23 protein-coding genes are annotated in these 19,677 nt (G+C 38.0%); 5 read left to right on the top strand and 18 right to left on the bottom strand.

Going from position 1 to position 19,677, the window contains the following annotated elements; genetic code table 11:
* Nucleotides 1–74: 74 nt before the first annotated feature.
* From EGI26_RS10045 to EGI26_RS10035, 3 genes are read right to left on the bottom strand one after another with little or no spacing between them, the layout of a single operon-like run.
* Nucleotides 75–836 (bottom strand): SDR family NAD(P)-dependent oxidoreductase, encoded by a 762-nt coding sequence (locus tag EGI26_RS10045; protein WP_255078023.1) that lies wholly within the window; start codon nt 834–836, stop codon nt 75–77.
* A 23-nt stretch (nt 837–859) separates the two neighbouring features.
* The gene (locus EGI26_RS10040) at nt 860–2,509 is read right to left on the bottom strand and encodes a sulfatase-like hydrolase/transferase (RefSeq protein WP_255078022.1); all 1,650 of its coding nucleotides are present in this window, start codon (nt 2,507–2,509) and stop codon (nt 860–862) included.
* A gap of 37 nt (nt 2,510–2,546) precedes the next feature.
* Nucleotides 2,547–3,404: a ThuA domain-containing protein gene (locus EGI26_RS10035; protein WP_255078021.1), complete on the bottom strand. Its 858-nt coding sequence runs from the start codon at nt 3,402–3,404 to the stop codon at nt 2,547–2,549.
* 174 nt (nt 3,405–3,578) lie between these two features.
* On the opposite strand from EGI26_RS10035, the gene EGI26_RS10030 reads away from it, so the two are divergent.
* On the top strand, nt 3,579–4,325 hold the full coding sequence (locus EGI26_RS10030) for an NrtR DNA-binding winged helix domain-containing protein (protein WP_255078020.1): 747 nt from the start codon (nt 3,579–3,581) through the stop codon (nt 4,323–4,325).
* A 115-nt stretch (nt 4,326–4,440) separates the two neighbouring features.
* On the opposite strand, the gene EGI26_RS10025 is transcribed toward EGI26_RS10030, so the two are convergent.
* From EGI26_RS10025 to EGI26_RS09965, 13 genes are all read right to left on the bottom strand, one after another.
* A complete protein-coding gene (locus EGI26_RS10025) occupies nt 4,441–5,022 on the bottom strand; it encodes a YdeI family protein (RefSeq protein ID WP_255078018.1) in 582 nt (193 codons plus the stop codon).
* A gap of 5 nt (nt 5,023–5,027) precedes the next feature.
* Nucleotides 5,028–5,441 carry a DUF1761 domain-containing protein gene (locus EGI26_RS10020; protein ID WP_255078017.1) on the bottom strand — a complete coding sequence of 138 codons (414 nt, stop codon included), beginning with the start codon at nt 5,439–5,441 and terminating at the stop codon, nt 5,028–5,030.
* Nucleotides 5,442–5,516: 75 nt separating this feature from the next.
* A complete protein-coding gene (locus EGI26_RS10015) occupies nt 5,517–6,209 on the bottom strand; it encodes a YafY family protein (RefSeq protein WP_255078016.1) in 693 nt (230 codons plus the stop codon).
* A 159-nt stretch (nt 6,210–6,368) separates the two neighbouring features.
* Complete coding sequence (locus tag EGI26_RS10010) at nt 6,369–6,680, bottom strand: DUF3817 domain-containing protein (protein ID WP_255078015.1); 312 nt, start codon at nt 6,678–6,680, stop codon at nt 6,369–6,371.
* A gap of 1 nt (nt 6,681) precedes the next feature.
* Nucleotides 6,682–7,140 (bottom strand): hypothetical protein, encoded by a 459-nt coding sequence (locus EGI26_RS10005; protein WP_255078013.1) that lies wholly within the window; start codon nt 7,138–7,140, stop codon nt 6,682–6,684.
* Between the two features lie 67 nt (nt 7,141–7,207).
* Nucleotides 7,208–7,798, bottom strand: a complete 591-nt coding sequence (locus EGI26_RS10000; protein WP_255078012.1) for a TetR/AcrR family transcriptional regulator — start codon at nt 7,796–7,798, stop codon at nt 7,208–7,210.
* Nucleotides 7,799–7,954: 156 nt separating this feature from the next.
* Nucleotides 7,955–8,593 (bottom strand): DUF1801 domain-containing protein, encoded by a 639-nt coding sequence (locus EGI26_RS09995; RefSeq protein ID WP_255078010.1) that lies wholly within the window; start codon nt 8,591–8,593, stop codon nt 7,955–7,957.
* Nucleotides 8,594–8,604: 11 nt separating this feature from the next.
* Complete coding sequence (locus tag EGI26_RS09990; RefSeq protein WP_255078008.1) at nt 8,605–8,976, bottom strand: DoxX family protein; 372 nt, start codon at nt 8,974–8,976, stop codon at nt 8,605–8,607.
* A 6-nt stretch (nt 8,977–8,982) separates the two neighbouring features.
* The gene (locus EGI26_RS09985; protein WP_255078007.1) at nt 8,983–9,447 is read right to left on the bottom strand and encodes an SRPBCC domain-containing protein; all 465 of its coding nucleotides are present in this window, start codon (nt 9,445–9,447) and stop codon (nt 8,983–8,985) included.
* 1 nt (nt 9,448) lies between these two features.
* The gene (locus tag EGI26_RS09980; RefSeq protein WP_255078006.1) at nt 9,449–9,763 is read right to left on the bottom strand and encodes a helix-turn-helix transcriptional regulator; all 315 of its coding nucleotides are present in this window, start codon (nt 9,761–9,763) and stop codon (nt 9,449–9,451) included.
* 190 nt (nt 9,764–9,953) lie between these two features.
* On the bottom strand, nt 9,954–11,228 hold the full coding sequence (locus EGI26_RS09975; RefSeq protein WP_255078005.1) for a prolyl oligopeptidase family serine peptidase: 1,275 nt from the start codon (nt 11,226–11,228) through the stop codon (nt 9,954–9,956).
* A 116-nt stretch (nt 11,229–11,344) separates the two neighbouring features.
* Nucleotides 11,345–13,060: a GMC oxidoreductase gene (locus EGI26_RS09970; RefSeq protein WP_255078004.1), complete on the bottom strand. Its 1,716-nt coding sequence runs from the start codon at nt 13,058–13,060 to the stop codon at nt 11,345–11,347.
* A 74-nt stretch (nt 13,061–13,134) separates the two neighbouring features.
* Nucleotides 13,135–13,692 (bottom strand): gluconate 2-dehydrogenase subunit 3 family protein, encoded by a 558-nt coding sequence (locus tag EGI26_RS09965; protein ID WP_255078002.1) that lies wholly within the window; start codon nt 13,690–13,692, stop codon nt 13,135–13,137.
* A gap of 240 nt (nt 13,693–13,932) precedes the next feature.
* Here EGI26_RS09965 and EGI26_RS09960 point away from each other — a divergent pair, with 240 nt between their 5' ends.
* From EGI26_RS09960 to EGI26_RS09950, 3 genes are all read left to right on the top strand, one after another.
* A complete protein-coding gene (locus tag EGI26_RS09960) occupies nt 13,933–14,814 on the top strand; it encodes an alpha/beta hydrolase family protein (RefSeq protein WP_255078001.1) in 882 nt (293 codons plus the stop codon).
* 69 nt (nt 14,815–14,883) lie between these two features.
* The gene (locus EGI26_RS09955; protein WP_255078000.1) at nt 14,884–15,411 is read left to right on the top strand and encodes a DinB family protein; all 528 of its coding nucleotides are present in this window, start codon (nt 14,884–14,886) and stop codon (nt 15,409–15,411) included.
* Between the two features lie 194 nt (nt 15,412–15,605).
* The gene (locus EGI26_RS09950) at nt 15,606–16,766 is read left to right on the top strand and encodes an MFS transporter (RefSeq protein ID WP_255077997.1); all 1,161 of its coding nucleotides are present in this window, start codon (nt 15,606–15,608) and stop codon (nt 16,764–16,766) included.
* Nucleotides 16,767–16,777: 11 nt separating this feature from the next.
* Here the strand turns inward: EGI26_RS09950 and EGI26_RS09945 are convergent, their stop codons facing one another.
* Together EGI26_RS09945 and EGI26_RS09940 are read right to left on the bottom strand one after the other, a co-directional pair.
* Nucleotides 16,778–17,764 carry an aldo/keto reductase gene (locus EGI26_RS09945; RefSeq protein WP_255077996.1) on the bottom strand — a complete coding sequence of 329 codons (987 nt, stop codon included), beginning with the start codon at nt 17,762–17,764 and terminating at the stop codon, nt 16,778–16,780.
* Nucleotides 17,765–17,855: 91 nt separating this feature from the next.
* The gene (locus EGI26_RS09940) at nt 17,856–18,611 is read right to left on the bottom strand and encodes a hypothetical protein (protein WP_255077995.1); all 756 of its coding nucleotides are present in this window, start codon (nt 18,609–18,611) and stop codon (nt 17,856–17,858) included.
* Nucleotides 18,612–18,773: 162 nt separating this feature from the next.
* On the opposite strand from EGI26_RS09940, the gene EGI26_RS09935 reads away from it, so the two are divergent.
* Nucleotides 18,774–19,673: an AraC family transcriptional regulator gene (locus EGI26_RS09935; protein WP_255077994.1), complete on the top strand. Its 900-nt coding sequence runs from the start codon at nt 18,774–18,776 to the stop codon at nt 19,671–19,673.
* The last annotated feature ends 4 nt before the right edge of the window (nt 19,674–19,677 follow it).

Below are 19,677 nucleotides of genomic sequence, written 5' to 3'. Positions count from 1 at the left end.
CGTCGGACCGCATTCATCACTCATAATTCATAACTCACCATTCATAATTCATAATTCATAATTCATAATTCCAATTATACTCTCAAACTCGGCAAGCCAACTCCTGCGGCATCAAAACCTCCATCAGCACAAAGAATTTGTCCATTGATATAACTTGCCTGTTCGCTACATAAAAAATAAACCGCGTTTGATATTTCTTCGGTGCTACCGTATCGAGCCAAGGGAATGGCATCGGCATAAGAAGTGCGAATGTCGGCACTATGCACCAACTTTGCCATTTCGGTCTCTACCGGACCTGGAGCAACTGCATTTGCACGAACGCCCATATTACCATATTCAACGGCCTGCTGTTTTGTTAGGTGCATGATGGCCGCTTTGCTTGTGCCATAAGCAATCCGTAATGTACTTGCTCGAACACCAGAAATACTGGCAATGTTTACAATACTGCCTTTTCCTGCAACTAATGCCGTCAAACATGCTTGACTGCACAGGAAAGTCCCATTTAGATTAACCCCAATTACGGCACTCCAATCCTCAAAAGTCACATCTTGAACAGGTTTAAAAATTGCGACGCCGGCATTATTGACTAAAGCATGAATTTCAGGAAACTTAGCCGAAATTTGACCAAAAACTTCAGTAACAGATTGATGACTAGACACATCACATACATAGAACGAAAAGCCATCTTGTCCTTCCAAGTTACTTTCACATTTGGCCAGTTCGGCAGTATCTATATCAAGAATCACCGAGTGATACCCTTCCAAATTAAATCTTTTGGCTATTTCTAAGCCTATGCCACGAGCGGCTCCTGTTATTACTGCTATTTTCTTATCCATATATTTTTTTCTCTAATACATTTTCAAAATACCCTCGTAATGACGTCGCTACTTAAAGAACCAATTCTATGGGCAAAGCAAATGATAGTGTCTCCTTTCGATACCTTTATTGGCTTGTCATACACTTTCCAAGACAAGTCGGACTTATGTCTTTTATAACCTATTGAGGCTCCTTTTGTGCTGCACTCAATTTTTACAAAATTCGAGGACGGTGATATTTTAGGATTTCCTGTTTTAAGATTATAATCTTTCCCAGCTTGCCACTTCTTTACTACTTCAGATTCTGATATAGAACCTAAATCCCCGTATTTGCGAAGCCACTGTTCATGCATGGCTCTTAATTCAAGAAGTTTAGTTTTAAACTCAGGCCTTTCGGCCAAATTGTTCGTTTCAAAAGGATCGACCGATGTATCAAACAATTCTTCCTGAGGTTTATTGGACCTAAACCAATGCATTTGCAGACCCGACAATTTACCTTGATCTCTCAATTGAATTAATTCAGACATACCTTTTATTGACATCCTATATTGAATATCCTGATAATAAGGCTTGTCTGGCATGTAGTTCTTTAAATATTTGAATCGCCCATCACTCACTGCTCTCACTCTATCTACTTCAGAATCCATTCTATCACGAGCAGCATAAATATATTTGCGTTGGATTTTGGAAGCTTTCTCGCCAAGAAAAGATTGGCCCTGCATAAATTTAGGAATATCGAGGCCAGCAAGAGAAAGTACTGTTGGGGCAAAATCAACAAAGCTAATTAATTGATTATCTTTCTTTCCTGCGTTCGCGTTTTTGGGAAACTTTATAATCAGCGGAACCTTCAAACCACGCTCATAAAGTTCTCTCTTAGCGTAAGGTAAGCCATCTCCATGGTCGCTATAAAAGAATATTATTGTATTTTCGTACAGCCCGTCTTCTTTTAGTTTGGCAATGACCTCTCCTAATTTTTTATCCATTTCTTCTATATTGGATAAATGGCGAGCTAAGTCTTTTCTTTGAGCTTCAGTATCAGGAACAAACGGCGACAAAATCACATTTTTGGGATCAACGGTAAGCGGTCTATTATCCCTTGAAAAAATCTGGCTCTCATGTGTATCCATGAAATTAATAATAGAGAAAAAGGGCTGACTCTTACTTGATCGTCCACGCCAGTCGGCCTTTCTCGAATTCTCGTCCCAAACAGTTACCGGAGCTTCAAACTGATAATCTTGTTTTTCATTGTTTGTACAATAATACCCAGCTTTTCTTAAATATTCTGGAAAACAACGAAACGACTCTGGCGTGACAATAGAATAATTTGGAAGATTTTCCAGCCCAGGAATTTTAACATTTCCTGGCAGATAGTTTCTCATGTTATGCCCCCCAATAGATGTCTGGTACATGCCAGAGATGAGAGCGTTGCGACTTGGGGCACAAACTCCTGCGGTAGAATACACCTTAGAATATTGAACACCATCTGAAGCCAATTGATCAATATTGGGCGTTTTTGCTACTTTTCCTCCATAACAACCCAAATGCTCCGGTGACATATCCTCACAGGTAATCCAAAGGATATTCTGCTGTTGATTTTGTTTAAGATTAGTATCAACCACAAAGCCTAAACACAGCAAAATCGGTATTAAGACTGCATATTTTCCGTATTTCGATATTTGTAAATTAGGCTTCATTTTGTTATTGATATTACAAGCAAATCTTCTTTTGTAATTATTTTATTGTCCAAAAAACAGCATTTTCAATGAGTTTCACAAAATTTGTATCCTTCCAAGCTGTTTCATCATGCCCCATTGAAGTATAGAAAGTTTTGCCCTTGCCAACACGCTTGTGCCAAGCCACAGGATGGTCTTTGCCCATACCGAAGTTTTTGTTTGGAGCTAAAATAGGAATATTGGCTGTAGGATCAATTTTTTCGCCGTCTATGGTATACAATATCTGAAATTCTTTCTTACGTGGATTCTCAAAAAACACATACCATTCATCTGCACGGCTCCATTTTTTAGAAATACCAGTAGTAAGCAGACTATCAGACTGCTTATCAGTTATTATACCAGCAGTTTCGTGGGGTATTTTGAGTGAATGATGCGAAAACTCAGAACCCAATAGGTTTTCTACATACCACGGCCAATGATGAGAATTATCGCCAGCTCCATGAATACCTATCAGACTTCCACCATTCTCTACATATTGCTCTAAAGTTCTCTTTTGCAGATCGTTGATTACTTCTCCATTAGAATTATTGAATATTACCGTTTTAAATTTAGCCAATTGTTTGGCATTAAATACACCCCCATCTTCGGTTTCATAAACAAACCAATTGTTCTTTTTACCCATATCTGCCACAACTTTTTTCGAAGCTTCAATGGAGCTACTATGACGAAAGCCCGAGGTTTTTGAAAATAGCAAAATGGCAGGCTGATTGGCAGGAAAAGCTATTTTAGGAACTTCGGTCTCATAAGAAACCGGAAATCCATTTTTTACTTTATAAACAAATCCTGCAAAAAGAATTCCGAGCATAATAACAATACCAAGGAAAACCCAGAGTATAATTTTAACAGCTTTCTTCATAGATTAGGAATAGATTCATTGATAGAACATACGAATTCTGAACAAATGTAGAAAAAATTTCAACATTGTCTATTTTTTAGACAATATATTTTAATTTTATTATATATTTGAATAATTATATTTTACAAGCGGTTATTATTACGTATAAAAGACACACCCAAAGACATCCAAAACATGAAACTATTCGATGAAAAAAACCTCATTCAACAATTGTCGATTGACAGTGTGATATTTGGTTACAAGAATAAAGAACTAAAAGTGTTGGTTCCACAACTCAATTTCAAGAACCCGCTTTTTTCTCTTCCTGGCGGTTTTATTCTTCAGGATGAAAGCATTGACTTGGCTGCCAAAAGGATATTGGAAGAAAGGACAGGCCTAACAAATATATTTTTAGAACAATACAGGGTTTTCGGCGAAACAAACAGAACAAATTTTGACTTAATAGACAACCTCAATGACCTCGGCAAGGAAAACTTCTTAGGCCTTGGTATTGAAGAATCTGATATAACCTGGCTAAAAAAGAGATTTGTGTCTATTGGTTATTATGCTTTGGTGGACATAAACAAAGTAAACCCCAAAATAACAGGCTTTGATGGAGATATTAATTGGCACAATATTAAAGACTTGCCAAAAATGATTATGGACCACAACGAAATGGTCAGCTATGCACTTGAAACTCTTCGGCAGAATCTTGACCATAAACTGATTGGTTTTAACCTACTACCCGAAACCTTCACCATGAAAGAGGTTCAAGAATTGTATGAAGCCGTATATGACAAACCCTTAGCCAGGAACAATTTCCAGAAGAAAATGCTAGATTTGGATGTTTTAGAAAGACTCGAAAAGAAATTTACTGGAGCGGCCAATAAGGCTCCGTATTTGTATCGTTTTAAGAATGACAAAAATCCTAAAATCGATTAATTGATTTACAAGATTTTAATTGTAAAATTTTAATATCTAATCAATTAAGCCCTTCTTTAAAAATACCCAAAGAGTATTTAATGTACTTACAACTAGAATATTAGACCCAAAGAGCCTATCGAAAAGGCTTTGGTTTCATTCTTTCGTTTGCCGATTCTATTATTTCACCAAGTCTCTTTTGTCTAGTTTCTGTTTGTTTGGCCGAGCCCAGCCAATACAATATGATTTTTTTTGAGGATTTACTCAGGCTTTGAAAATATTCTCCTGCCACTATATTGGCCTCAAGTGCGTCCGCCAAATCTGCCGGAATTATCATATCCTCTACTGCATCTAAAGTAGACCAGGAACCATTCTGCTTGGCCCTTTCTATCGCCTGTAAACCCGCCTCGGTCATCAGTCCAGCATCCGACAGTTGAATTATTTTCTCCTTGTTTATCTTTGACCAAGTCCCTTTGGGTTTTCTGGGACTTAAAAACTGCATAAATCTTTCATTGTCTATGGTTCTCCGAACACTGTCGATCCAACCGAAACACAGAGCTTCATCAACCAACTCACTCCATGAAACAGATGGAACACCGGCCTTCTTTCTATATAAAACAAGCCAGACCGCAGGCTTTGAGAGATGATTTTCTTCTAACCAACGCCTCAAATCCTGTCGGCTTGTCGGGCAAAAAGTTTCTATTTCTTGTTTGGGCATTTATGTTATTTCATTGTCACTAAAATAATACAAACCATCAATATTCCCAACAAATGATACGCTCCGCTGATAATACCATACAAAATGGGCCGCGGAATGTTGGGATTAATGGCAATATTGACCGCATTAGCTACCAAAAATCCTCCACCGATAAGCAGAGCAAATTCTACAGCATCTGCTATTGAGGTTATATTTAGGCAATACATCAAGAGGGCTGCTGTCACTGTGATAACCAAAGAACAAAGTGCGGGTCCGATGATAAAAATTGGTTTGTTCGGCAGAGTTTCTCCCGCTTTGCCCAGCGATACTTTGTAAGATTTACTAAAAAATACGGTAAACCATAAGGCTCCGAGTAGAAAATATGCCATAAATGCAAGAAAGACACTAATCCAGTTGAGGTTGGTAATTTGACCGATCATAATTTTATTTTGTTTTGATTATGATACAAAACTAAATACCACGAATGACAGCCCTATGTCAGGGGTATAAAAGGCTCAATGATATTTGTCAAAAAAACCTTGAAGTGTAAGTTTATGAGGTTCGAATTTCTCCGAAAGCACGCTTATTTTTTGAATTCTGTCTAATCTGAAATACCTAAATTCTTGTCTTAATCTGCACCAAGCCACCAAAAGCCAGTTTTCTTGGGTAGATAGCAAGGCAAAAGGTTCAATTTTTCGTTGAGTGGTTTCTGTCAACTCATTGGTGTATTCTATTTCTGTGACCAGAAAATTTGTAAGAGCAAACTGCAAGTCTGACAGATTGTGGCTGTTTCTTTCGCCATTGATATTTTGACTGAATCGTGTCCTATCCATCAACAAATTGGCTTTATCTTTAATATTACTTCCTAAAACCGCCTTTATTTTGTCAATAGCTTCTGTGTAATTTTTTATAAAAGACGCATCCTTGTTTTTTAAAACCAATTGTTCGGCCAAAATCAGAGCATTGGCCTCTGCCTCTGAAAACATAATGGGCGGAAGTCGATAATGCTCCATCAACGAATATCCCTTACCTTCTTCAGTCACAATAGGCACACCAGCTTGCTCCAGGGCTCTCATATCCCTATAAATGGTTCTGACGCTTACCGAAAACTTGGCAGCTAGTTCTGTAGAAGTCAAGATTCGCTTGGTTTGCAACTGCGTAACAATGGCCGTCAGCCTTGCCAGTCGACTGGTATCATTGTCTTTCATCTAAAATTTTGCATTTCAAAAGTTTTGCACCATTTGCGAACTTACAAAAAGATATTAAAACTCTTTAGTTTGAGCAAAAATTGGAGGCCAAATTTCTCTAAACTGTCTCTTGAATGGTATCGAAAACAAGACAAGCAAATTTAAAAAAATCAGTAGTTCTTATCCCACTTTTATTTTGGCCAAGATGGTTTTGTCAATGTAAAAAGTACCAAAGGGAATAAAACAGGCCAATATCACTTTCCAAGTGGTGGTTCTGAACTTCCAACCTTGCTCCACTCCTACCGACAGTGAATTGAACAAGAAAAGCAAAAATATGGCTCCGTGAACAGGCCCAAGCATTTTTGTAAGTGAGGGATTGCCAAAGTAATACTTGAGCGGCACGGCGACAAATACCAAAATTAACAAGGTGATGCCTTCCAAAAAGCCAATAATTCGCAATCGGCCAATTTTTGTTTTGATTAAATCTTTCATATTATCTAAAATAAGGGCGGTTGGCTAGTGGAGAAAATGGCCAAGGAATAGCTATAAAAATGATAAAAAGTGCAACAGAGAACCAAACGAGCATGATTTTGAACTTTTCATGGTCGGCGGTTTTTCTTTTGGCCAATGCAGAGCCTATAGTTATAAAAACGACCGCTAAGAGTATCAAAAAAATATGAATTAGACCAAAAAAAGTGGCGTCTTTATTGGTTATGGCAGCTTTGAAATTGGTCCAGAAATACTTAACAACCAAACTCTGGCTGTATAAAACTATGCCAATTGTCAGTTGAATATGAACAATGGTGGCTGTCCAATGTCTTACCGAATTATCGACTTTGCCAAAACTAGATTTTGACCAATAGCCTTTAGCGGCTCTAAAAATACCGTAAATTAAACTAGCCAAAACCAGCCACCTAAATACAGAATGACAGAATGTAAGCGTTTGCACCATAAATTTCTTATTTATGACGCAAAATTAAAGCAAAAAACATACTAATTAGTATGTTTTTATGAAAAAATTATTTGAGACCGTCGAGATACACCTTAAGTTCCTCTAAATAAGCAAAATAACAATCTTTGCTCTTGTAAACTTTTCCGAAGTTTCGGATTCCCCAATAACCTGACATCACAAAATAAGCGACCTGTGCGGCATTTACATTGGGCCTTATGTTACCGTTCTTTTTGCCTATTTCTATTAGTTTTTCAAGTGTCGAGTGCCACTTGCGGGTTAATGAAGACAGAACTTCGCTAAATTCAACATTCCACGGAGTCATTTCTTGTGTTAAATTACCCGCGGGACAGCCATATTCAAGCTTCAGAAATTCATTATTAAAAAGCAAATCGTACATCATTTGATAAATAACGCCTATCGGTTCCGTGGCGTTTTCAAGTGGCTTAATGAACGACTCCTCCATGGTCGGCTTCAAAATTTCATTGATGATAGCCAAACCCATTTCGTCTTTAGATTTGAAATGATAAAAAAATGCTCCCTTGGTAACCTTAGTGGTGGCTATTATCTCATCGATGCTGGTGGTTTGATAACCCTTTGCATAGATAAGTTCAAATGCCTTGTGGAGAATATTGAGACGTGTAGCAGCCGCTTTTGACATAAAAGATACTAATTGGTATTTATGACAAATAACGCAAAAGCCAGTTTATCTGACAAATGAAATGAATTTCTTTTTATTATCACCGCCATTTGCTCCGGTTTCTCAAACTCAATTTTGAGAGCAAAAAACCTAGCAAACAGACAATAAAGCACGCATTTACAAATACTTATGAGACCCGTCGCAATTGGGCATGCGTTTCGAAAAACCACAAATGCAATCGTTGAAGCCTTTTCCGTTCATTATTCTTTCTGTATAACTCTCTATTCGCGATGCACGAGCTTTTGATGATTTCGCCCCCGTAAAATAAATATTGTAAGCCCTTTGGCGGCCAGGAGTTAAGGCCTCAAAGGCTGTTTTGAATTGAATATCTGAACTAAATTTCGATAATAATTCCTCCGGAAATTCTAGCACTTTATCCTTCTCTGCTACAGGTTTAATACCTACTTTCTGGGCCTCTATTGCTTCATAAATATAGGCCAAAAGTGTTGGTTTTAGTTTTTTCACTTCATCTACATTATAAAACCGCATCAGCCTTGAAAACTGAGAATTCTCACCAGGTTTAACCAAAATGCTCTCGGTGTCGGCTAATAGTGAACCATTTAAAAAACTCACAAAAGCAAAATCCTTGAAACTGCTCACTATTAAAAGATTGGTACCATCGAGCGTATAGCAAGGCTGTTTCCATTTCAATTCTTCAATAAGGCCCGTTTCGAGCACAATTTTCCTGAGTTCATTGAGTTCGTCCTGCCATTTGCGATCTTTCTCAAAAAAATCATTCAGTAGTTCATTCATCATTTCGAATAATTTTAAGTAGTTTTTCTATCTGCAGGTCTAAAATACCAAGAAACTGCGGTTAGAACAAGTAATAATATGGATGGAAAAATCTCACTTGCAGGATGACCTACAAAAACATGAGAGATTGTCGCACCTGACATCGCAAAGAAAAAACCGGCGTAAGCCCACTCCTTGAGCAAAGGATTTTTAGGAATTAAAATAGCAAGAACACCTAAAATCTTCCAAACACCCAGAATCGTAAGAAAATAAGTTGGATAACCCAATTCTCCCATTTTCGCTACCTCTTCTTTCATTTTTATCAACTGCACTATACCAGTAGAGGTCATGCCTAAAGCTAGCCAAAGCGTGGCAACCCAATAGATGATTTTGTTCCTTTTATTCATTATGTTTTAGTTTAATTTTTCTACAATATCTTGTAATCTGTTGTGTGCCATATTAATACCCTGGGCAAAAGGTAAGGCCAACATTTGGTCGCGTAAAACTACTGAACGATAAATAACATGCATGGTTAACTTACTTTTGGAGTCCGAAACTGACTCAAAGTCAAGGAATTCCAATTGTGGTTCGAAAGGCGTGTTTTCCATCTGAAAAGTCCTTACGATTTTTGAATTTTCTAAAATATCATGTATAACTCCACTAAAAACGTGCACGTTTCCCATAGGATCGGAAGTTTCGAAACGCCAGCCTCCTTGTTTTTGACTCTCCAATTTAACTACTTTTGTGCCCATCCATTGCTCCACAATTTCAGACTCAACGTAAGCTCTAAAAAGTAAGGCCAATGGCAAATCAAAATCTCTGGTGATAATTATCTCTTGCTTGTTTTCCTCCGCATGTATTTTGGTTTTCTGCTCCATTTCAAATGTATTTTTTCATAATATCCTCCAATTTGTTGAATCTATCGTCCCACAATTGACGAAATTGCTCCGCCCAGTCCGCCACTTCCTTCACTTTTGAGGGATTCAGTTGATAAATGACTTCTCTCCCATTTTGCTCTTGCCTGAGAAGTTCACATTCGGTCAAAATCTGCAGATGCTTGGAAACCGTTGGTCTTGCTGTGTCAAAATTGGCCGCAATAGCTCCAGCAGACATTGACTGAGTAGCCAACAGCAAAAGTATGGCACGGCGGGTAGGATCTGCAATGGCCTGAAATACGTCTCTTCTTAAATTCATCTGTAGCTATTTGACTACAAATATATATGTAGTTATTTAACTACGCAAATTTTATCTATAAAAATTGGAACCAACTTCAAAAAAAAGTAAATCAAAATGAGTAAAAAAACTTAAATTCGAGAAGAAAATTATAAAAAAAGCCACGAATGAAGCTCATTTACACTCGTGGCAGAAAACATTTAAAAAAAAATTACCGATTAATTTGAGCAGCCATCCATTCCATCAATGTAGTAGGTTTACCATTTAGAAGCACCTCAGAACCATCAAATTCCGTGTGAGATTGATTGGCATGGGAATATATCCATGACCAATGCCCATTAAAATGATAATTTTCTCCTCCAAACATTCCAGACAAGTCTGTTACATGGTTGTAAAAACTAAAATGCACATTTTTTGCACCTACTTTCTTCAACCTTTCATAAACTGGTATAACAGTAGTTACAGGATCAGTGACTTTATCATCTTTTGACTGAATAAACCAAATAGGTATATTTTTAATGCTGTTTATTTGGTTATCAGATATATACTGCGATTGATAGGCTAATGCACTAATATATCCAGCCGCAAAATACTTAGGATCCTTGAGCAAAAGCTTCAAAGCCATATATCCTCCGTTAGAGCACCCTCCAATGTAAATACGTTTTTTATCAATTCCAGGATGCGTATTTACGTAGTTCTTGATTAATGCCATCAAACCTACATTATAGATATCTTCGCTACTCCCTGGTTGCATCTTTCCTTCTTTATCGTGCATCCAAGCACCAGGTGTTTGTGGAACTAATACATAAGCTCCTCCAAAGTATTTTTGAATATCAGGACTTGCATAATTAAAGGCCTTATTTCCCATCAATGCAATACTTGGGTCAGTACCACCCTCGCCGCCTCCATGCAACCATATAATAAGGGGGGATTTTTCAACAGACCTTTTTGGAACAAAATCGGCGAGAGTTAAACTCTTTCCTGGCTCATATTCAAATTTCCCAGAAAGATCAAAATCGTCCCCAATAGGCATAATTCTACCTTTCTTTTTATTCCAAACGTGGTTGGTTTTAGTATTAGTAACAGTGACCTTGTAGTCAACCCACTGGTTTCCTCTGCAATCGGCTTTTTGTGAATACTGCAATGCTGAGCAAATTTGAGAATTAGGAGCCACGTACAAAATCAGTGTCACATATGACCCTTCATCTATTCTATTCCCTTTACTGTCTGAAACATAGGCAAAAACTATGGTGCGATTTCCTTTTGCAAATTCAGGTGAAATAACGGCACATGGGTGGCTTCTTTCTGCCACTACTGAATAATCAGTCATATTCACTGCTTTCGTCGGTGTGTCGAGTCCAACAGTCACCTTATTAACCATAGGCCCCCAATCAAAACCTTCTACCACTAAGGTATATTCAGAATTTTGACTTGTTTGAGCATACAAGATTTGGCTTAAACTTATTGATAAAAAAAATAATAGCATTCTTACAAATTTCACTTCTTTCATTTTATTCATGTCCGTATTAAAAAACTTAAAAATTAAGGAATTGGATATCATTAAACAACATTTTTACCTGCAATATTTGTCCAAAAAATTAATCACAACTCTTTTTTCTTCAAGGCCTTAACTGCAAAATCTGCTGCACGAGCGGTAAGAGCCATGTAGGTTATCGAAGGATTTACACACGACGACGAAGCCATGGCAGCTCCATCTGTTACAAATACGTTTTTACAGTCATGAACTTGGTTAAAGGCATTCAAAACCGAGGTTTTGGAATCATGACCCATTCTGGCAGTACCCATATCGTGGATTCCTAAACCCATATGTGTTGGTCGGTCATACGGCGTAACATTTTTAAAACCAGCCATTTCCAGCATTTCTACTGCAGACGAAACGATGTCTTTACGCATGGCCCAGTCGTTTTCAACAAAAGCGGCATCGGTTACTATCATAGGTATTCCCCATTTGTCTTTTTTCTCAGGATCTAAAAAAATCCTATTGTTTGGATCAGGCAATATTTCGCCAAATCCACCAATTCTAATACTCCATGGGCCAGGCTTGGTTAGACTTTGTTTGAAATCATCACCAAATCCATCGGCATTTACACCTCTTTCCCAGCCTTCTCTACTGGCTCCGCCTTGATAGCCAAAACCCCTCAAATAGCTCGTTTGTTTGTCATTTCCCCAATTTCTAAACCTTGGAATATAAAGGGCATTGGGTCTTTGGCCAAATACATAGTCGTCTTCAAATCCATCAATAGAAGCTGTTGCTCCAGACCCCAATTGATGATCCATTAAATTTCTACCTACTTGGTCGCTGTCGTTACCAAATCCATTTTGAAAACGTCCTGACTTTGAATTGAGCATCAAGGCTGCGGTGTTGATTGAGCCGGCATTTAAGAATATTATTTTGGCAAAAAAGTCTTCGGTTGTAAACGTATGTTGGTTTATAACTCGCACACCTACAGCTTTTTGTTTGGTGTCGTCATAAATTATTTCGGAAACAATACTGTCATGCAAAATATTAAGGCGGTTGGTGAGCATAGCTGCCGGAATAGCTCCTGACAATGAGCTATAATAGCCTCCATAAGGACATCCTCGCTGGCATTTATTACGATATTGGCATGAACCCCGTCCCAATTTAGTATGGATTTCTTGCGGCTGTGTGAGGTTTGCCACACGTCCAACCGTAACTGGACGGTTAAGTTTTTCAAACATTTTGTTTTTGAAATATGCCTCAGGTGCAAATAATGGCATCGCTGGCAAAAAATGGCCGTCAGGCAGAACATCCAATCCCTCTTTTTGTCCTGATACACCTACAAACTTTTCTACATGCGTGTACCACGGCTCTAAATCTTCGTATCTAATGGGCCAGTCAATACCAACCCCTTCTTTGGCATTGGCCTCAAAGTCGTGCTTGCCCCAGCGATAACTTTGACGACCCCAATGCATCGATTTTCCTCCAGTGTGATAGGCACGAATCCAGTCGAAAGGACGTTTTTCTATGTAAGGATTTTCTTTGTCGTTCGTCAAATGATTTACCACTTCTTCGCTTCCAAGACCCCAAAATCTACTGTTTGCCCAGCGTTCTTCAGCCGACAAATTTGAGGTTTTGCCACGGTGTTCTATTTCCCATGGTTCTTTCATCGCGGTATCATATCCCGACACATGTTTAATTTCCTTTCCACGCTCAATCATCAAGACTTTCAGCCCTTTTTCGGTGAGTTCTTTAGCTGCAAAACCACCGGTCATTCCTGATCCTACCACTATGGCGTCAAACGTATTGTTTTTTTTTGATTTACCGATAATATTCATCGCGTATAAATTTTTAAGAAGGTTGAAAAAAATAAAGCGTTAGGCCAGTTTTACAATATTTTTGGCCTTAGAATTTAGTAAGCAAACGATTTTTGTGAGCTTGAAATCTTAATATTTTCTAATTTACCCGGAATGGGATGGTAGTCAAAAGAAGCCTTTAAACCCTCTTCGGAGGTAAAATATCCCAAAAGGGTTAATTCCTTCATCAATCGCCAAAAAGGAATAGTTTTTCCCGTGATGATTTTGGATTCTTGTTCCATCAATTTCAGGACACCACTTTTTTCATCTTTATTTAATTCTAAGAATTTAACTTTTTGTAAAGTAGCTAAGCCCTCCAGAAAACTCTTTTGCTCGGTTTCTTTATAGCAATCTTTCAGCATCATTTCAACAAATGCTGGCACACCTACTTCTTTAGCTCCTGGCGAGGATTGGCCATTAGTAATAGATTTTGGGAGGATTATTTCGGCTATTTCTGCTATCAACATTTGTTCTGAGCTAGTAAGGCTAAAATTCCCAAGGTTAATATTGGCTTTTGTGGCAGTATCCCGGTGGTTCAATGCCAGGAGCGTTGGGGCTGAAAACGTACCGCCCAACATCAAGGCTACATTTCTAATGACCTCTCGTCTGTTCATTTTTTTATTTTAATAAGATTGAATTATTACAGACAAATATATTTATTGAATTAAGAAATCAGCACATTGAGTGCAATAAACTTTTCTTGAGAAGCAAATAAATCTATAATATTTCAGGCTTTTCCTTCCATGGCCAAAATTATGTCCTTTTTAAAACAGTTGTGAGAAATTCATTTTGATTTAAATTCATTTTCAAAACAAAAAATATTATTAATTTGCCCATTAATATTAAACAACCTTATGAAAATTTCTAAATTATTTTTTTCAATTACTGCGTTCGCATTGTTTTCTTGTTTCTCGTCGTCCGCCTCGACGGTTGACAGTTTAGAGGTGCCAAGTGCGGTAATGAACAAAAAATATAAAGCAGCCGTAGTTTTACCCAGCTCTTACTCAAAAAATCAAGCATCCTATCCAGTACTGTACCTTTTGCACGGTGGTGGCGGGCATTTTGGAGACTGGCTCAATTCGACACCCGACAAATCAGTGGTTAAAAACCTCGCCGACCAATACAACCTTATTATTGTTATGCCCGAAGGAGAGACCTTTGGCTGGTACATGGACAGTCCTTTTGACAAAAACAGTCAGTTTGAAACCTACATTACAAAAGAAGTTATTACTAAGATAGACAATACCTACAGAACTGTGAAATCAAACAAAGGCAGGGTAATCACGGGCCTTTCGATGGGTGGGCATGGAGCTATGTACCTATCCACGCGTCATCCTGAATTATTCAGTGCTGCTGGCTCCATGAGTGGTGCTTTGGACATGAACTACACCAAATTTAAGATAAATGAAGATTTTGCAAAATCGTTGAAAGACCGTTTTCTTAAACTTTTAGGTACAGCGGACACTTCTAATGATGTTTATGTAAAAAATTCTGTATTAAATATGGTGGATACCATCAAAAAGAACGGCATGCCTGTCATTATTGACTGTGGCGTTGACGATTTTCTGATAGAGGCCAACCGAGAAGTTCACAGAAGACTGTTGTATAATAACACCCCACATGAATATACCGAGAGACCTGGGGCACATACTTGGGATTATTGGCAAAACGCCATACCTTTTCATGTTTTGTTTTTCAGTAAAGTATTGAAAGCCAATGGCGTGGCTATAGAATAGATATATTACAGTTTTCATGAATAAATTCAATAAATTCTTTATTTTTATATCCTAAATTATTAAACAAAAATGAAAAAACTAAAACTCGTATTTTCTCTGATTGTGACTTTGCTTACTTTCCAATCAGTTAACGCTCAATCTGTTGACGAAATGGTGAAAGAATGGGAAAGAGCCAAAACCTATACCAAAGAGTATTTGGACGCTATGCCAGCTGACAAATATGATATAAAACCAACACCAGAAATGCGTTCTTTTGCAGAACAAATGCTACATTTCACAGATGCTAATTATGCTTTTGCTGCCGCCGCAACGGGCGAAAAAAGCCCAATAGGGCAAGGTGAATCTGAGAAATCAGCAGACAAATCGAAAGAAAACACCACCAAGTTGGTTTTGGCGGGCTATGATTTTGTGATAGCTGGAATCAAAAAAATGACTCCAGCAACGATGAGCGAAAATGTAAAAATGTTCGGTCGATTTGAAATGACAAAGGGCATGGCTATTGCAAAGGCTTTTGAACACCAAACCCACCACAGAGGTCAAACAACGGTGTATATCCGCCTGGCAGGTGCAAAACCGCCACAAGAGAAGTTGTTTTGAAAATAAATATTTATCAAAAACAAAATGGAGTTTTCTTTGATTAGAAAGCTCTATTTTTTTAGGAAAACTACCTTTCCAAACCAAGTGAGGGTATTCTAGATTTTTCTTATTCTTTAAAAATAACTTATCGTTCATTTCTGAAATTACTTTTTGACAAGCTTTGCTTTCTTTAGTTTTGCATCAAATATTCCATAATGAAAGACAACAAATTACTCATCAATAGAATCGCCGTTTCTACTTTCTTTTTTGTAAACGGTTTTTTGTATGCCAACTGGACCTCTCGCTTGCCTGAATTACAACGTTTTTTCGGGCTGAACAACGCTCAACTCGGTACAGTTTTATTCTGTATCGCATTGGGTTCTATGGTTTCTATGCCTTTTGCGGGTTGGTTGGGGAGCAGATTTGGCTCGGACAAAATTGTCAAAATAGTGGCGATTCTATTTTGTTTGGCTATTCCGATGGTGGCTATTTCTCAAAACGAATGGGTAATACGTCTTTGCTTTTTCTTTCTTGGAGCAGCCTCCGGCTCCATGGACGTCACTATGAACGGTCAGGCGGTTTTGGTTGAAAGGCTTTGGGGCAAAATTATATTCTCTTCATTTCATGCTATTTTCAGCATAGGCATGGCCATTGGAGCAGTTGCTGGGGGTATTTTTTCGAATTTTGAAGTTTCTCTTCAAACCCATTTAATCATTATTGGATTTTTAGGAACTCTTCCCATATTGTGGGCATCTACAAAACTTATAAAAGACCAAATACATGAACTAGAAACCGTAAAATCTAAAGTTAAAACAGATAATTTCTTGGCCTTTAAAACTATACTTCCTTTTGGCATCATTGCGTTTTGTTGCATGACTGGCGAAGGCTCTATGGTAGATTGGTCGGCTATATTTATGAACACCGTGGTGGGACAAAGCGAAGCAATAAGTGCTTGGGCTTTTGGCACTTTTGGTGTCTCCATGACCATTGGACGCATATTTGGTGATTATTTCACACTCAAACTAGGCAAACAAAAATTGATGTTGATAGACGCTTTTTTTGCCATTTTGGGTTTAGGAATTTCCCTAGTTTTTGTGTCGGTTTGGAGTACATTTTTGGGTTTCTTTTTAGTAGGTTTGGGACTTTCAACCATAGTGCCTATCGTCTTTTCGTCAGCCGGAAACCTTAAAAATATTAGCCCATCGGCCGGTATTTCTATGGCTACTTCAATAGGCTACACAGGCTTTTTTATCGGCCCACCAGCCATTGGATATTTGGCTGAAAATTTCGGATTGAGACTGGGACTAGGCTTTGTATTAGGCTTATTTATAGTAATGGCCGCTGTTTTGACAACCCTAAGAACCAAAAACTCTTAAGCATTTCTGCTTCAAATTCCCGTTGCAGCTTCCATGGCCTCGGTATATCTTGTGCCTACTATTTTTACTTTTTCAGAGGCCGCTGTAAGCTCTGACAATTCCTCCGGAGAAAATTGAATACCGGCTGCACCATTATTTTCAATCAGGCGGTGAATTTTGGTGGTTCCAGGAATTGGGACAATCCAAGGCTTTTGAGCTAAAATCCAAGCTAAGGCTATTTGTGAATTAGTTGCATTTTTTGTTTCAGCAAATTTGGCAATAACATCAACCAAGGCTTGGTTAGCCACTCTGGCATCAGATGAATATCTTGGGATAATTGCTCTGATATCGCTTGCGGCAAACTCTTTTTTTTCATCAATTGTACCCGTCAAAAAACCTTTTCCGAGCGGACTAAAAGGAACGAAACCTATTCCCAATTGTTCTATAGTGGGCATAATTTCGGTCTCATGCTGGCGAGTCCAGAGCGAATACTCGCTTTGCAACGCAGAAACTGGCTGTATGGCATGAGCTTTTTTGATGGTATTTGCCCCTGCTTCAGAAAGTCCAAAATACTTAACCTTACCCTCCTTTATCAAGTCTCTTACTGTGCCAGCTACATCCTCTATGGGTACCTTTGGATCTACCCGATGTTGATAAAGCAAATCGATACACTCCACTCCCAATCTTTTCAAGGAACCTTCCACGGCACGCCTGATGGTTTCGGGGCGGCTATCTACGCCCATCATTTTACCTTCTTGAATATTAAAACCAAACTTAGTGGCAATAATTACCTCATTTTTAAACGGTTGCAAGGCTTGTCCTACTATTTCCTCATTGTTATATGGGCCATAAACTTCGGCAGTATCAAAAAATGTAATGCCCAGCTCAACGGCCTTTCTGATAAGAGATATTGAGTCTTCTTTAGGAGGAAACGGAGCATAGGAAAAACTCATTCCCATACAGCCCAATCCTATAGCCGACACCTCTAAACCCTGATTTCCTAAATTTCTTTTTTGCATAAAAATACTTTTTTTACCTTACAAAATTAATACAAGACAATGCCAAAATTGAACCAATTTCAAACATTTTATTACGAAATTCAAACAGGAATTACCTTTTCAAATACGTATTATTGACATTATAAACCAATCCTGCACTCCACAGAAAGCCTTTGCCATTAATCTCGGTTTTTAGGGCTTTACTAGCAATGGCATTGAAAGATACTGGAAATTTTTTCTTGTATAAATTCAGTGTAATGTTTGCATAAGTGCCGTCGTTTTTATCCATTTTGAGGTAATAAACTTGCGGAATTAAACCCAACCTATACTTATTGGAAAGGTTAACATTAAGCACACTTCTGATGGCAATGAAGGCCGTGTTTTGAATAATATCTTTGCTTAGGCCCTTGGAACCTAAATAATAGAGCCCAATATTGCTGCTTTTGTTAATAATATAGGTTGGCGAAGTTTCCCATGCGAAGTATCTCTGTGCCGATAAGTAATCTTTCTTGATGCCGTTGTCAACCACAGAAATATCCCGAAATACCACCGAAGGATGTGCTCCCAAGCCGAGTGTAAATTTCTTTTGTTGAACGAGCTTGTATCTCCACCAAAAAACAAAAGTCCAAGGTTTGCCATTCATGCCAAAGCGTATCATGGGGTCAAAACTCAGGCGACCCTTGCCCATGTTCATATCAAACAACACCGCTGGCTTTCCAAGCGAAAATGTAGGTATGAGCGAAACACCATTGTTGGTAGCCGTTATTTGCCCTCTCAAAAAACTGGGCGTTTGGGTGGTGTCAATTGTTTGAGCGGAAGAAAAAAAATGTAAAAAAAATAAAGCAAAAAGAATAGCCGCTTTTTTCATCTGAAAATATCTATATTTAATTTTTGCAAAGTTCGCTTCAAATCAGCGATAATAGCCTACCCGTTTCACTGCTTTATTTACCACTTTTACCTATGAGCGGTGGTTTATAAAAAAGACAGAAAGATTTGTTCTATTTTTGGATTGGAAATCAGAAAAAAAGGAATGGAAAAAATTGAACAACTAAGCAGTGTTACAAAGTTCAACTCGCAAAGAGGTCAAGAAACTTTGCACCCTTTGGTGAGTGTTTTGGATCAATCCAAATCTAAGAAAATAACAGCCAAAAGGTATTTTTCAGAGCTATTTGTCATTTTTTTGAAAGATGTTCGGTGTGAAGATTTTCAGTATGGTCGTAGCCAATACGATTATCAGGAGGAAACTTTACTGTTTATTGCTCCGAATCAGACCTTTGGTTTTGAAATGCCCGACGATGTTTTGATTCAACCCAGCGGCTGGGCTTTGATATTTCATCCCGACTTTATAAAAGGTACAGTTTTGGCAAAAACTATCAAAGAATACGGCTTCTTTTCTTACGATGTTAATGAAGCCTTGCATATTTCTACTCGTGAACGTCAAATTATACTGGAATGCTTTTCAAAAATAAAGGAAGAATTGGAGCGTGGCATAGACAAACATAGTAAAAAGCTAATTATAAATAACATAGAGCTATTCCTCAACTATTGTGTTCGCTTTTTTGACCGCCAATTCATCACCCGTGAAAACATAAACAAGGATACTCTCTGCAAATTAGAGAAGCTTCTTGACGAATATTTTGAGTCGAATTTACCTCAGCTATTGGGCTTGCCAACAGTAGCCTTTTGTGCTGAAAAAATGAATTTATCAGCTAATTATTTCGGAGATTTGGTAAAAAAAGAAACTGGTAAAACTGCCCTAGAATACATCCAAGCTAAAGTTATAGACATAGCCAAAGAAAAGTTTCATGACCAAAGCAAGTCTATCAGCGAAATAGCTTACCACCTAGGGTATAAATATCCCCAACATTTAACTCGACTTTTTAAGCAAAAAGTTGGGCTGAGTCCGTTGGAGTGGCGAGGGATGAATTAGGCTA

Origin of the sequence: Lacihabitans sp. CCS-44, assembly GCF_024343735.1 — a bacterium.
Taxonomy (GTDB): Bacteria; Bacteroidota; Bacteroidia; order Cytophagales; family Spirosomataceae; genus Leadbetterella.
Note: the sequence above shows the minus strand (reverse complement) of the source record. Positions and strands in the feature narration are given on the sequence as shown.

What these genes read in the sequence shown, in the direction of transcription:
- EGI26_RS10045 (WP_255078023.1), bottom strand. Translation starts at nt 836, where the DNA reads ATGGATAAGAAAATAGCAGTAATAACAGGAGCCGCTCGTGGCATAGGC.
- EGI26_RS10040 (WP_255078022.1), bottom strand. Translation starts at nt 2,509, where the DNA reads ATGAAGCCTAATTTACAAATATCGAAATACGGAAAATATGCAGTCTTA.
- EGI26_RS10035 (WP_255078021.1), bottom strand. Translation starts at nt 3,404, where the DNA reads ATGAAGAAAGCTGTTAAAATTATACTCTGGGTTTTCCTTGGTATTGTT.
- EGI26_RS10030 (WP_255078020.1), top strand. Translation starts at nt 3,579, where the DNA reads ATGAAACTATTCGATGAAAAAAACCTCATTCAACAATTGTCGATTGAC.
- EGI26_RS10025 (WP_255078018.1), bottom strand. Translation starts at nt 5,022, where the DNA reads ATGCCCAAACAAGAAATAGAAACTTTTTGCCCGACAAGCCGACAGGAT.
- EGI26_RS10020 (WP_255078017.1), bottom strand. Translation starts at nt 5,441, where the DNA reads ATGATCGGTCAAATTACCAACCTCAACTGGATTAGTGTCTTTCTTGCA.
- EGI26_RS10015 (WP_255078016.1), bottom strand. Translation starts at nt 6,209, where the DNA reads ATGAAAGACAATGATACCAGTCGACTGGCAAGGCTGACGGCCATTGTT.
- EGI26_RS10010 (WP_255078015.1), bottom strand. Translation starts at nt 6,680, where the DNA reads ATGAAAGATTTAATCAAAACAAAAATTGGCCGATTGCGAATTATTGGC.
- EGI26_RS10005 (WP_255078013.1), bottom strand. Translation starts at nt 7,140, where the DNA reads ATGGTGCAAACGCTTACATTCTGTCATTCTGTATTTAGGTGGCTGGTT.
- EGI26_RS10000 (WP_255078012.1), bottom strand. Translation starts at nt 7,798, where the DNA reads ATGTCAAAAGCGGCTGCTACACGTCTCAATATTCTCCACAAGGCATTT.
- EGI26_RS09995 (WP_255078010.1), bottom strand. Translation starts at nt 8,593, where the DNA reads ATGATGAATGAACTACTGAATGATTTTTTTGAGAAAGATCGCAAATGG.
- EGI26_RS09990 (WP_255078008.1), bottom strand. Translation starts at nt 8,976, where the DNA reads ATGAATAAAAGGAACAAAATCATCTATTGGGTTGCCACGCTTTGGCTA.
- EGI26_RS09985 (WP_255078007.1), bottom strand. Translation starts at nt 9,447, where the DNA reads ATGGAGCAGAAAACCAAAATACATGCGGAGGAAAACAAGCAAGAGATA.
- EGI26_RS09980 (WP_255078006.1), bottom strand. Translation starts at nt 9,763, where the DNA reads ATGAATTTAAGAAGAGACGTATTTCAGGCCATTGCAGATCCTACCCGC.
- EGI26_RS09975 (WP_255078005.1), bottom strand. Translation starts at nt 11,228, where the DNA reads ATGCTATTATTTTTTTTATCAATAAGTTTAAGCCAAATCTTGTATGCT.
- EGI26_RS09970 (WP_255078004.1), bottom strand. Translation starts at nt 13,060, where the DNA reads ATGAATATTATCGGTAAATCAAAAAAAAACAATACGTTTGACGCCATA.
- EGI26_RS09965 (WP_255078002.1), bottom strand. Translation starts at nt 13,692, where the DNA reads ATGAACAGACGAGAGGTCATTAGAAATGTAGCCTTGATGTTGGGCGGT.
- EGI26_RS09960 (WP_255078001.1), top strand. Translation starts at nt 13,933, where the DNA reads ATGAAAATTTCTAAATTATTTTTTTCAATTACTGCGTTCGCATTGTTT.
- EGI26_RS09955 (WP_255078000.1), top strand. Translation starts at nt 14,884, where the DNA reads ATGAAAAAACTAAAACTCGTATTTTCTCTGATTGTGACTTTGCTTACT.
- EGI26_RS09950 (WP_255077997.1), top strand. Translation starts at nt 15,606, where the DNA reads ATGAAAGACAACAAATTACTCATCAATAGAATCGCCGTTTCTACTTTC.
- EGI26_RS09945 (WP_255077996.1), bottom strand. Translation starts at nt 17,764, where the DNA reads ATGCAAAAAAGAAATTTAGGAAATCAGGGTTTAGAGGTGTCGGCTATA.
- EGI26_RS09940 (WP_255077995.1), bottom strand. Translation starts at nt 18,611, where the DNA reads ATGAAAAAAGCGGCTATTCTTTTTGCTTTATTTTTTTTACATTTTTTT.
- EGI26_RS09935 (WP_255077994.1), top strand. Translation starts at nt 18,774, where the DNA reads ATGGAAAAAATTGAACAACTAAGCAGTGTTACAAAGTTCAACTCGCAA.